Here is a 13054-nt window from a genome sequence, read left to right as displayed (position 1 = left end):
ACGTGTCGAATAAAGTGAAGCCAAAAGTATATTATGGCGTACTGGAAGAGTTGAGGAAATATATTCGAGAAAATCATCTATCCCCAGGTGATAAACTCCCTTCAGAAAGAGAACTTGCCGAGAGTCTTGGAAGAGGAAGATCATCTGTCCGTGAAGCATTACGTGCATTAGAATTATTAGGTTTGATTGAAACACGTCATGGAGAAGGCACTTACTTGCGAAGCTATCGTTCACTGCAATCTGTGGAATTATTATCATCTTTTATTTTATTAGAAGGCGGAACAAGAAAAGACTTGCTTCAGACGAAGCGGCTAATCGAGAAGGAAGCTACAAAGTTAGCTTTTCATCAATTGGATGAGAGCTCTATTTCTGAACTGGAAATATATCTTGAAAAAGATGGACATCCAGAAGAAAAGCATTCATATTTTTTTAATTATCTTTTAGCAAAGACAGATAATCAATTATTACTTAAAATTTGGACGCTAATGGAAGAATTTTCACGCTCTATCTATAAACCGTATTATGAAGCAGCATTTTATGAAGGACTTGTTGAGATTTTTTCAAAACGGGATTTCTCTGCAATAGAAGCATGGTACGAGCGTCAACAGCTTCCATTAAACGAAGATTAATTTTTTCATTGACTTATTATGACAGATTTTTCAGCTTCAATAAGTTATGATAGGTTAATAATATTGATAAAATGCTTCGTATGCTGCTAGAGAAGGAGGTATTATCTTGCTAAAAGATATATTTGGCAAGCGTAAGCGATATGCATCGATACCGAGTGAACAAGGAAAGCTTGATGTTCCAGAAGGTTTGATGCAAAAATGTAAAGGTTGCAATAAAATATTCTATCGAAAAGAAATGAAAAAAACATTAAATGTTTGTACGAATTGTGGATATCATCATCCACTTACTGCCTGGGAGCGGATTGACAGTCTATTTGATAAAGATACTTTCATAGAATGGGACGAAAACATTACATCAGCAAACCCATTAAACTTTCCAGATTATGAAGGAAAATTGGAAAAGGACCGTAAAAAAACGGGTCTGAATGAAGGGGTTGTTACAGGAAAAGGCTGGATTGATGGACATGCTGCTGCTTTCGCTGTAATGGACTCTTCTTTCCGTATGGGAAGTATGGGTTCGGCGATGGGGGAGAAAATTGCGCGTGCAATTGAAAAGGCACGTAAGGAATCACTTCCTTTTATTATATTTACCGCTTCTGGTGGAGCCAGAATGCAAGAAGGTGTTCTAAGCCTTATGCAAATGGCGAAAACATCGATTGCAATTAAACGCTTCAGTGACGCAGGCGGCTTTATGATTTCAGTTATGACACATCCCACAACAGGTGGAGTGTCGGCAAGTTTTGCATCGATTGGTGATTATAATTTTGCAGAGCCAGGTGCATTGATTGGTTTTGCAGGAAGACGGATTATTGAACAGACCATTCGGGAAAAACTGCCTAATGATTTCCAAACAGCGGAATTTCAGCTAAAGCATGGTCAGCTGGACAAAGTAATTCCTCGCGATGAAATGAAAAAGACTCTTTCAACCTTGCTTAAGTTCCATGAGAAGGGCGGGGAAGAGAAAAAATGAAGCATATACTAGAATTTGAAAAGCCAGTAGTAAACTTAAAAGAAAAAATTGCTGAGCTGAAAAAGTTTACACATGATAGTGAAATTGATTTAACTGAAGAAATAAAAACGTTAGAAGAACGTCTGAAAATATTGGAAGACGATATTTATGGTAATTTAAAACCATGGGACCGCGTACAGATGGCAAGACATCCTGAACGACCAACAACACTCGATTATATTGAAAGAATTTTTACTGACTTTATTGAATTTCATGGTGACCGCTTATTTGGTGATGACGAAGCTATTGTTGCTGGAATCGCTTTTTATAAGGACAAGCCAGTAACTGTTATAGGACATCAGCGTGGAAAAGACACGAAGGAAAATATTCGCAGAAACTTCGGAATGCCGCATCCAGAAGGATACCGAAAAGCATTGCGTCATATGAAGCAGGCTGAGAAATTTAACCGGCCAATTATTTGCTTTATAGATACAAAGGGTGCGTACCCCGGTAAAGCTGCTGAGGAACGAGGGCAAAGTGAGGCGATTGCCAAGAACCTTATGGAAATGGCTGGATTAACTGTACCAATCGTTTGTATTGTTATAGGTGAAGGAGGAAGTGGAGGAGCACTGGCACTAGGTGTAGGTGATCATGTTCATATGCTTGAAAACTCCACATACTCTGTTATTTCACCAGAAGGAGCGGCAGCACTTTTATGGAAGGATGCCAGTTTAGCGAAACATGCAGCTGAAACAATGGCCATTACTTCTTATGAGCTGAAAAAACTTCAAGTTATAGAAGAAATAATACCAGAACCGCATGGCGGGGCACATCGTGACATTGAGGAGCAAGCGAAGTTTATTGATAAAGTGCTATCACAATCACTTCGTACTCTATCAGCATTAGGCGAGGAAGAACTGCTTGAACATCGATGGGAAAAATATAAATTAATAGGTGACTTTAATTTAGTATAGCAGCTCGGGCAAATTGCCTGCTTAGTAAAATACAAACGGAAGAAGCAATGTGTTAAAGGAAGCATGATCGAGTCTGACCAATTCCTCGTATGTTAAGGCAGGAATACAGCGGACTATAACCCGTGGTATTTATGTTGCTAAGTTTAGCCGTTTTAGTATAGATAGTCGTCTTAATTAAATCAGATATTTAATAGATTTAGATAAAAAAGGACTGATAATACTCTTATTATTAGTCCTTTTTTTAAAATTAATGTAGAATTAATTGCTATTTTCGTGTTTTTTATTTATCTTTAATATAAGTAGTAAAAAATGAAACAGTGCGTGTAAAAAGATTAGTACAGTTTTACACTGCAAAAGTTAGTGGATTAATTGATAAAGAAAATGCTAAATTTGGGGTGAAGTGCATGAAACGAATTGGAGTTCTTACCAGTGGTGGAGACGCACCTGGTATGAATGCAGCAATACGTGCTGTTGTTAGAAAAGGTATCTATAATAATCTGGAAATGTACGGCATTAAATATGGATTCCAAGGATTAATGCAGGGACATATAGAGAAAATGGACATTGGTTCCGTTGGGGATATTATTCAACGTGGCGGAACAATCCTTTTTTCAGCAAGAAGTGACGATTTTAAAACAGAAGAAGGTCAGCAAAAAGCAATCGAGCAATTAAAAAAATATGGTATTGATGGTTTAGTAATTATTGGCGGAGATGGAAGTTTTCGCGGTGCGCAAGCTTTAACTGCAAAGGGATTTCCATGTATCGGTATTCCCGGAACAATCGATAATGACATAAATGGAACAGATTTTACAATAGGCTTTGATACCGCTTTAAATACAATTATTGAAGCGATTGACAAAATTCGCGATACAGCAACCTCTCACGAAAGAACATATATTATTGAGGTAATGGGGAGAGATGCAGGGGATCTGGCATTATGGGCAGGTCTTGCAGGTGGAGCAGAGAGTATTCTGATTCCTGAGAAAAAAGAGGATTTCGATAATATCGTTAATCGTCTGAAACGCGGACATGAACGCGGTAAAAAGCATAGTATTATTCTGCTGGCTGAAGGTGTAGGCAGTGGATTTGATTATGGTGATCGTATTCAGGAGGAAACAAAACTGGAAACGCGCGTAACTGTATTAGGCTATATTCAGCGTGGCGGTTCACCAACTGCAACTGACCGTGTACTTGCCAGCAGGCTGGGTGCCAAAGCAATTGAGCTCCTGATGGAGGGAAAAGCAGGAATAATGGTCGGCATTGAACACAATCAGCTTGTCAGCTATCCAATTAGTGAAATATTGCAGAAAGAAAGTACTGTCAATGAGGAAATGTATCGCTTGTCAAAAGAATTATCTATCTAACTTGAAAGATTAGGGAGGACAATAACTTGAGGAACACAAAAATAGTTTGTACAATTGGGCCCGCTTCTGAATCGGTAGAAACATTAGAAAGAATGATTGAAGCAGGAATGAACGTTGCACGTCTCAACTTTTCCCATGGGGATTATGAAGAACATGGTGCTCGAATTAAAAACATTCGCCAGGCAGCTGCTAATAAAAATAAAGATGTAGCTATATTACTGGATACAAAAGGACCTGAAATCAGAACAGCCAATTTTGCTGAGGGAGAAGCTGAAATTCTAGCGGGCAGCACGGTGTATATTGCAATGGACGAAGTAGCTGGAACTGCTGAACGCTTTTCAGTAACCTATTCTGGACTGATTGATGATATATCTGTCGGCTCGAAAATTCTTCTGGATGACGGATTAATTGAACTTGAAGTAGTTGAGATTCATAAAGAAAACAACGAAATAGAGACAAAAGCACTTAACTCGGGCCAAATTAAAAATAAAAAAGGCGTAAACGTGCCAAATGTATTTTTAAATCTTCCGGGCATGACAGATAAAGACAGAGAAGATATTATTTTCGGGATTCAAAACAATGTTGATTTTATTGCGCCATCCTTTATTCGCCGCGCTTCAGACGTATTGGAAATTCGTGAGGTGCTGGAAAAAAATGAAGGAAGCAGAATTCAAATCATTCCAAAAATCGAAAATCAGGAGGGCGTAGACCGCATTGACGAAATTCTAGAAATAAGTGACGGCCTCATGGTTGCTCGTGGAGATCTTGGTGTTGAAATCCCGGCGGAAGATGTGCCGCTCGTACAAAAAGAACTAATAAAAAAATGTAATATCGTAGGAAAGCCAGTTATCACTGCAACACAGATGCTTGACTCCATGCAGAGAAATCCACGTCCGACAAGAGCGGAAGCATCAGACGTAGCGAACGCTATCTTTGATGGTACAGATGCAATTATGCTTTCTGGGGAAACTGCTGCAGGATTATATCCAATTGAATCTGTACAAACAATGGGTAATATTGCACTGAAAACAGAATCTGCTTTGCAGCATAAGAATATTCTAAATGAACGTTCAAAAAATGTGTCAATGACAATAACGGAAGCCATTAGTCAGTCGGTAACACATACAGCAATGAATCTTGATGTAGATACAATTATTACACCTACTGAAAGCGGACATACTGCGAGAATGATATCGAAATATCGTCCAAAGGCTACAATATTAGCTGTTACGTTTGATGAGCGGGTAAATCGTCAGCTTGCACTTGTATGGGGCGTACACGCTGTTATGGGACAAGAGACAGATTCTACTGATGCAATGCTTGATGTTGCAATCGAGCGCGGTTTAGCATCCGGAATTTGCAAACACGGCAGCAGAGTAATTATCACTGCTGGTGTTCCGGTTGGAGAAAGTGGCACAACTAACCTTATGAAGGTGCACATCATCGGTGATATTATCGCTAATGGACAAGGTATTGGCAGAACAAGTGCATATGGCAAGGTTGTTATTGCTAATAATGGTGAAGAAGCAATCAAAAAAGTGAAAAAAGGGGATATCCTTGTTACACAAGGAACATATCGTGATATGATGCCTGCAATTGAAAAGGCTGGTGGAATTATTACGGTTGAAGGCGGATTAACATCCCATGCAGCAGTAGTGGGACTTAGCGTCGGCATACCTGTAATTGTAGGAGTAGACAGTGCACTTGAGCTGCTAAACGATGGTCAGGATGTTACCATTGATGGCTCTAAAGGTGATATTTATAACGGACATGCAAGTGTATTATAGTTAGTCGGCTTACATGTAAAAAATAGTAATGGTGCAGCTTTATGCGTTAAACGGATAAGCTGCACCATTCACTATTAGTATGTTTATTGCTTTTTTAGCCATCCTCAAAATAGAAAAACAATTTATAATGACGAAAGGCAGTGAGGTTATGCGCTTTTTATTGATTGGATTACTCGTTTTCATACTGCTTGAAATTGGAATTCTAATTTGGGTTGGCAGTAAAATTGGTGTTTTATCGGTTCTTTTGATAATCATTATTACAGGAATTCTTGGTTTTTACTTAGGAAGAAGGCAAGGATTTCAAACATGGAATCGAGCACTGCAGGAGATGGGCAGAAATCAGGCACCGGCTTCAGCTTTTATTGATAGTATTTGTATTATCTTTGGTTCTGTACTATTAATTGCCCCAGGCTTTATATCTGACTTTTTCGGTCTGTTATTGCTCATCCCATTTACTAGGAATTTATTAAAACTGTATATAGCCAAGATGTTGGATAAGCTAGTAAAACGCGGAATGGTTATTTACCGCCGTTATTAAAGCTAATTAGCTTTTAATGTATTTCAGTAAAGCATGGTAAATCCCAGCGTGATATAGCGCTTTAATGATAACGATAAGAAATGGTGTAATGAAGAGACCAACTACGCCCCATACTTTAAAGCCGATAAAAACGGCAACTAACCAGGCGAGGGGATGTACACCTATATTTACCGAAAGTATTTTTGGTTCAGTTAATTGGCGAACAAGAATAACGGTAGCATAAACGACTGCCAGGCCAATTGTCAGCGGATAATCACCAGTGAAAAAGGTATAAAGCATCCAAGGGATAAAAACAATGCCTGTCCCAATATAGGGAATTAAATCAATAACAATCAATAATAATGCTATGGTAAGGGCATGTTCAATTTGTAATAATAGAAACCCTATAAATATAATGTGAAATGAAATAGTAACAAGAATAAACTGAGCTTTAATAAAACCTGCTACTGACTGTTTTAAATAATGCATCAAATCTGTACTGGAATTATATATTTTCCCGGGAGTATATTTTTTGATAGATTGCTTTATCCTTGGAAAGTCCGCGGAGAGAAGAATGCTGGCCAAGAAGATAAACAGCAGGATTGTAAAAGATTCCGGGATAATAATTAATGCACTTGGTATAGCAAGCAGAAGGTTTTGAAAGAACAGACCAGCTTGCTCAGCGAAATAACCGAACAGGTTACGTATGTTTTCTTGAAAAAATAATGACTCACCCATGTTCAACCGATTGAATAGTGAAAGTACAGACTCATAGAAGGGCAGAATGGCAGCGTGAAAAAAATTATCCGCAATCACACCGATAATCTTAAGCTGTTGTGGAAGCTGTACTGCTAAGTAGGCCATGCCTTCGTATAATTCCGTAGCCATTAGAAATAAGGAACCAACGATAAGTACGAGAAGTAGGATGAGAAGCATAATACTTGCAAGTGGTCTTGGTAATTTGAGTTTTTTTTCTAAAATCCCGACACCTGGTTCGATAATAAGGGCGACTAGAACTGCAATAAATAGCGGCATCAGAAAAGAAAGTGAGAGAGTGATTAGATAATAACCAATTGCACAGAGAACGAAAATAATAAGGATCTTTAATACCTTTGTTAAAATTGAGTTGGACATATAATCACCTTGGTTTATCATTTTACCGCGGGGCAGCTCGCTTCAAGATTCCCGTCTCAAAATTCTGAGCGGAAGATTTAACTGCGAGAAGCGGTTCGATTTGTTCAACTTACAGAAGTTTGGGAAAAAAGAAACCCCTACTGTGAAGTTTTACTTTATTATCTTACATATGACAAAAAGAAGATGATTAGACTAAAATTCTATCATTTTAACGGTATATTTTAGTATTTAAACGGTTTCAATTCACTTTATAGCAATAATATCTTATAATGGTTTTGGGGATGACAATATTATAGACTACTAAATAACATCAATAAATAGAAAGTTTAGTAAATAACAGTTACCTAAAACTTATTCTGTTGTTACTTATACATGTGGAATGAAGAGGAGAGGGCAGAGAATTCAATAGAGCCTTTTGTACTGAATCTATAATATTGTTGAAATATAATTCGCTTTCGTTAGTGAAAGAATATCTTGAAAAGGAGAGGGTTAGTTATGACAACAACCAAAGGTTTAGAAGGGGTAGTAGCAGCACAATCATCTGTTAGTTCTATCATCGATGATCAGCTGACATATGTTGGTATTGCTATTGATGATCTTGCAGAAAATGCTGGCTTTGAAGAAGTTATTTATTTGCTGTGGCATCAAGAACTTCCTAATAAAGAAGAATTAGAAGCATTGCGTAAAGAACTTGCGGAAAATATGAAGCTTTCCGAGGAACTTGTAAACCATCTTAAATCCTATGATCTAAAATCTGTACACCCAATGGCTGCTCTGCGTACGGCTGTTTCATTTATGGGATTATATGATCCAGAGCCGGAAGCGACGAGCAAAGAAGCAAATCTCCATCGAGCAGTTCGTATCCAAGCGCAGATTGCAATGATTGTAGCTGCGTTTGCAAGAATTCGCAAAGGTCAGGAACCTGTTCAGCCGAAAGCAGATGTAAGTTTTGCAGAGAACTTTTTATATATGCTGAATGGCAAAGAACCGGAAGCGATTGAGGTAGAAGCGATAGATAAAGCGCTTGTACTCCATGCTGATCATGAGCTGAATGCATCTACCTTCACTGCAAGAGTTTGTATTGCAACACTTTCTGATATGTACTCTGGAATTACTGCAGCGATTGGAGCGCTTAAAGGACCGCTTCATGGCGGTGCAAACGAAGCAGTAATGAAGATGCTTACAGAAATTGGAGAAGTAGATAACGCTATTCCGTATATTGAAGAGAAGCTGGCTAATAAAGAAAAAGTTATGGGCATGGGCCACCGCGTATATAAAACGGGTGATCCACGTGCGAAGCATTTAAAGAAAATGTCCTATGAACTTACTAAACTGGCAAATGAAGAAAAATGGTACGAGATGTCTACAACGATTGAAGACTATATTACGGATAAAAAAGGTCTTATTGCCAACGTAGACTTCTACAGTGCATCTGTATATCACAGTTTAGGTATTGATCATGATCTATTTACACCGATTTTCGCTGTAAGCCGTACATCTGGCTGGCTGGCACATATTCTGGAGCAACTTGAAAACAATCGCTTAATTCGTCCGCGTGCTGATTATGTTGGACCGAAGCATGTAGAATATGTTGCACTTGAAAATCGTGCGTAATTAAGATATAGATTAGGTAATAGGAATAGCTGGGATTGATCCAGCTATTCTTAATGAATACAATTAGGAGGTAGTTTTTAATGACTCAGGGAGAAAAGATAGTTGTAGAAAATGGCAAGATGAATGTTCCAAATCATCCAGTGATCCCATTTATTGAAGGGGATGGAACTGGTCCAGATATTTGGGCTGCTGCAAGCCGTGTAATTGAAGCAGCAGTTGAAAAAGCATATAACGGTGAAAAGAAAATTGAATGGCTTGAAGTTTATGCAGGGGAAAAAGCTTTCAATAAAACAGGTGAATGGCTGCCGCAAGATACTCTAGACAAAATAGATGAGTACAAAATTGCGATTAAAGGTCCTTTAACTACACCAATTGGTGGAGGGTTCCGTTCACTGAACGTTGCATTGCGTCAAGAGCTTGATTTATATACATGCTTACGTCCTGTTCGTTATTTCGAAGGTGTTCCATCACCTGTAAAACGACCTGAAGATGTAGATATGGCAATCTTCCGTGAGAATACAGAAGATATTTATGCTGGAATCGAGTGGCAAAAAGGCACGGATGATGTAAAGAAAGTAATTGACTTCTTAAAGAATGAAATGAATGTAAATAAAATCCGTTTCCCTGAAACATCTGGAATTGGCATTAAGCCAGTATCGGAAGAAGGAACGAAACGTTTAGTGCGTTCAGCTATAGAGTATGCTTTAACTGAAAACCGAAGGAATGTTACATTAGTACATAAAGGTAACATCATGAAGTTTACAGAAGGTGCGTTTAAACAATGGGGTTATGAAGTTGCTGAAGAAGAATTCGGTGATAAAGTATTCACATGGGCTGAATACGATCGCATTGTGGAAGCAGAAGGAAAAGAAGCGGCTGATAAAGCGCAAGATGAAGCACTGGCTTCTGGAAAGATTCTTGTGAAAGATGCGATTGCAGATATCTTCCTGCAACAAATCCTTACTCGTCCAAAAGAATTTGACGTTGTTGCTACAATGAACTTAAATGGTGACTATATTTCTGATGCGCTGGCTGCACAAGTTGGCGGAATAGGTATTGCACCTGGAGCAAACATTAACTATGATACAGGACATGCTATCTTTGAAGCTACACATGGTACAGCACCGAAGTATGCTGGATTAGACAAAGTTAACCCATCTTCTGTTATCTTGTCTGCTGTTCTAATGCTGGAGCACCTTGGCTGGAGGGAAGCTGGTAACTTAATTACAGCATCAATGGATAAAACAATTGCTTCTAAAGTTGTAACTTATGACTTTGCACGTCTAATGGACGGTGCTACTGAAGTTAAATGTTCTGAGTTCGCAGATGAGTTAATTAAAAATCTTTAATACTTAAAAACGTTTACCATCATTTCTATGTTTCATAGAAATGATGGTTTTTATATTTCCGCTTTCGAAGGTATCAAAGCAGGAGTCTAATTAAAACGGGGAGCTTGTTAAGCATGCTGTTTAAAGCCTTCTTGATATAATGATTTAAGGTATTTTTACAAAAACATTGATAGGATGTTGAGCTATAATGTATTGTAAACTATGTAAAGATTTCTTAATAATAAGTTATTCATTATACGTCAGCTCGTTTCAATGTTAAGATAGAAGTGTGTTTAAGATATAAATTGTTGCTAGAGGGGACGAGGATGAGAGATGAGTCAGAGAATTTTAATTGTTGATGATGAGAAACCTATTGTAACTTTATTAAAATATAACTTGGAGAAGGCTGGCTTTAGCACAGACGAAGCTTATGATGGCCTGGAAGCAGTCAGAAAAGCTGAATCAAACAACTATGATTTAATCGTTCTTGATTTAATGCTTCCTGAATTAGATGGAATAGAGGTTTGTAAGCAGCTAAGAAATAATAAAATAGAAACACCAATTTTAATGTTGACTGCAAAAGATGAAGAATTTGATAAAGTATTGGGATTAGAACTTGGTGCAGATGACTATTTAACGAAACCTTTCAGCCCAAAAGAAGTGATTGCAAGAATTAAAGCTATTTTAAGAAGAACAAAAAGCACGACTCAAAATAGTTTTCGCTCATTAAAAATTGGTGAGTTAGTAATTTATCCTGAAAGATATGAAGCGGAAATCAATTCGGAGACGATAACATTTACACGAAAGGAATTCGAACTCCTATATTTTCTTGCTAAGAATAAGGGCAAAGTGATTTCACGAGATCAATTATTAAGTGGTGTATGGGATTATGATTTTGTAGGAGATACAAGAATTGTAGATGTTCATATTAGTCATTTACGCGACAAGATTGAACCTGATACGAAGAAACCAATTTACATAAAAACAATCCGAGGTTTAGGTTATAAGCTCGAGGAGCCTGTTAAATGAAAGGTTTCATACCGAAACCAATTATCTCCTACACGGTCAACCTGTTATTCATTTTAATTATCATTGGTTTTATCATGTCTTCATTTGTGGATAATGTTATTTTCCTGGTCGCTGTATTTATAATACTATTTGTGTTAATCAGCATTCTATTTAATCGGCTTTATATGGAGTATATCAGACCGATTAATAAAGCGTCTGAAACAATTGAAGAAATTATTAAAGGAAACTATCAAGCAAGATTCCATGCGACGAATAATCAGACACTCGGTCTTTTAAGCGATAATATTAATCGATTAGCGCGTGATTTAACGGATTTTTCTCTTCAAGAACAAATTCAATCAGAGCAGCTTTCAACTTTAGTTGATAATACAGAGAGCGGACTTGTTTTACTTGATGAGAAGGGTTATATCCATCTCGTTAATCCAAAGTTCATCAGTTTATTTGGGAAAACGGAAAAAGATTATATCGGTTCTTTATATTATTCTGTTTTAAATAACGAAGTATTACAACAAACTATCCAAAATGTATTTTTGTATGAAAAGAAAATAAAGAAAACATTTAAACATTATATAGGAATTGAAAAGCTATATTTAGAGATTTCAGGAGCGCCGATTATAAACGAGCGGAATTTGTTAAAAGGTGCAGTTTTAGTATTGCATGATATCACAGAATTGAAAAAACTAGAAGATATGCGTAAAGACTTTGTTGCTAATGTTTCGCATGAACTGAGGACACCAATAACATCCATTAAAGGATTTTCTGAAACATTACTGGATGGTAACATGCAGGACACGGAAGCATTAAAAGAATTTCTGCAGATTATATACAATGAAAGCTATCGTCTGCAGCTTCTTATTGAAGATTTATTGGCGTTATCCCGATTAGAGGGTGACAATTACCAGCTAGTATTAAATAAACTAGATGCAAGAAAGCTTATTGCTGATATCATCCCTGCACTTCATTACAAAGCGGAGCAGAGGGGAATTAAAGTCGATTTAGATATCGAAGCAACTGAAATTAAAGCAGATAAGGAAAGAATTAGTCAGGTAATTATCAATCTATTAGATAATGCAATTAATTATACAGCTGAAGAAGGGCATGTAGCTATTAAAATTTTTGAGACGGAACAGCATGTGTGCATCAGTGTTTCAGATACTGGAATTGGTATATCTGAAAAAGAACTCCCACGTGTTTTTGAGAGATTTTACCGTGTTGATAAAGCCCGCACACGCGATTCTGGCGGAACAGGACTAGGATTAGCGATCGTGAAGCATATCGTTGAAGTTCATCATGGAGATATTGAAATCGACAGTGAAATAAATAAGGGCACTACGATTACAGTCTACTTACCGAAATAAAATACGGATTTAGAGATGAGACTTGAAGCTGACAAATACCAATCGATTAAGAGACAAATATTATAGAATAGACAAATTTAATGTTAGTTATTAATAATTGCATAATAATTCGTGGCACATGTGAGATGCTGCCAGCTTTAATTCAGAGCAGCATTTTTGAACAGAAGGCATTCTCTTCGCTCGTTTGGGAGCAATATCGATTTCTTAGGAAGAGAGAGTCTTTATCAAAGATAATCTTCTCGGTTTCCAATAAACTTTGTCTGGGAAGGCCCATATTATGTGCGACTTTCCAAGTTTTAAGTATCTTTAGAGAAAAAAGTTAAAATTAAAGAAATCAGGAATTTACTTAAAATCCGAACGAAGTTAAAGTA

The 13054-nt window shown here is 37.3% G+C and carries 11 protein-coding genes; 10 read left to right on the top strand and 1 reads right to left on the bottom strand.

Going from position 1 to position 13054, the window contains the following annotated elements; translation table 11 throughout:
* Positions 1–2: 2 nt before the first annotated feature.
* The 6 genes from NST93_RS06865 (at position 3) to NST93_RS06840 (ending at position 6241) form a co-directional block, all read left to right on the top strand.
* Positions 3–629 (top strand): FadR/GntR family transcriptional regulator, encoded by a 627-nt coding sequence (locus NST93_RS06865; protein WP_405102504.1) that lies wholly within the window; start codon positions 3–5, stop codon positions 627–629.
* Positions 630–735: 106 nt separating this feature from the next.
* Complete coding sequence (accD, locus tag NST93_RS06860; protein ID WP_405102502.1) at positions 736–1599, top strand: acetyl-CoA carboxylase, carboxyltransferase subunit beta; 864 nt, start codon at positions 736–738, stop codon at positions 1597–1599.
* Entirely contained in the window at positions 1596–2552 is a 957-nt protein-coding gene (gene accA, locus NST93_RS06855) for an acetyl-CoA carboxylase carboxyl transferase subunit alpha (RefSeq protein WP_405102500.1), read from the top strand. The genes accD and accA overlap by 4 nt, the downstream gene beginning before the upstream one ends.
* A gap of 404 nt (positions 2553–2956) precedes the next feature.
* Positions 2957–3916 (top strand): 6-phosphofructokinase, encoded by a 960-nt coding sequence (pfkA, locus tag NST93_RS06850; protein ID WP_405102498.1) that lies wholly within the window; start codon positions 2957–2959, stop codon positions 3914–3916.
* Positions 3917–3942: 26 nt separating this feature from the next.
* On the top strand, positions 3943–5703 hold the full coding sequence (gene pyk / locus NST93_RS06845) for a pyruvate kinase (protein ID WP_405102496.1): 1761 nt from the start codon (positions 3943–3945) through the stop codon (positions 5701–5703).
* A 127-nt stretch (positions 5704–5830) separates the two neighbouring features.
* The gene (locus NST93_RS06840; protein WP_405102494.1) at positions 5831–6241 is read left to right on the top strand and encodes an FxsA family protein; all 411 of its coding nucleotides are present in this window, start codon (positions 5831–5833) and stop codon (positions 6239–6241) included.
* Positions 6242–6247: 6 nt separating this feature from the next.
* On the opposite strand, the gene ytvI is transcribed toward NST93_RS06840, so the two are convergent.
* Positions 6248–7354 (bottom strand): sporulation integral membrane protein YtvI, encoded by a 1107-nt coding sequence (gene ytvI / locus NST93_RS06835; RefSeq protein WP_405102492.1) that lies wholly within the window; start codon positions 7352–7354, stop codon positions 6248–6250.
* A gap of 495 nt (positions 7355–7849) precedes the next feature.
* On the opposite strand from ytvI, the gene citZ reads away from it, so the two are divergent.
* The 4 genes from citZ to pnpS all read left to right on the top strand — a co-directional run bounded on the left by citZ (position 7850) and on the right by pnpS (position 12683).
* Entirely contained in the window at positions 7850–8968 is a 1119-nt protein-coding gene (citZ, locus tag NST93_RS06830; protein ID WP_405102490.1) for a citrate synthase, read from the top strand.
* Between the two features lie 80 nt (positions 8969–9048).
* The gene (icd, locus tag NST93_RS06825) at positions 9049–10317 is read left to right on the top strand and encodes an NADP-dependent isocitrate dehydrogenase (RefSeq protein WP_405102488.1); all 1269 of its coding nucleotides are present in this window, start codon (positions 9049–9051) and stop codon (positions 10315–10317) included.
* Positions 10318–10629: 312 nt separating this feature from the next.
* Positions 10630–11325, top strand: coding sequence for a response regulator transcription factor (locus NST93_RS06820; protein ID WP_405102486.1), 696 nt, complete (start codon positions 10630–10632; stop codon positions 11323–11325).
* A complete protein-coding gene (gene pnpS / locus NST93_RS06815) occupies positions 11322–12683 on the top strand; it encodes a two-component system histidine kinase PnpS (protein WP_405102484.1) in 1362 nt (453 codons plus the stop codon). Before NST93_RS06820 ends, pnpS begins: the two co-directional genes overlap by 4 nt.
* Positions 12684–13054: the final 371 nt, after the last annotated feature.

It is taken from the genome of Oceanobacillus sp. FSL H7-0719, from assembly GCF_045040795.1.
Classification (GTDB): domain Bacteria; phylum Bacillota; class Bacilli; order Bacillales; family Amphibacillaceae; genus Oceanobacillus.
This window is presented reverse-complemented; position numbering and strand designations above follow the sequence as displayed.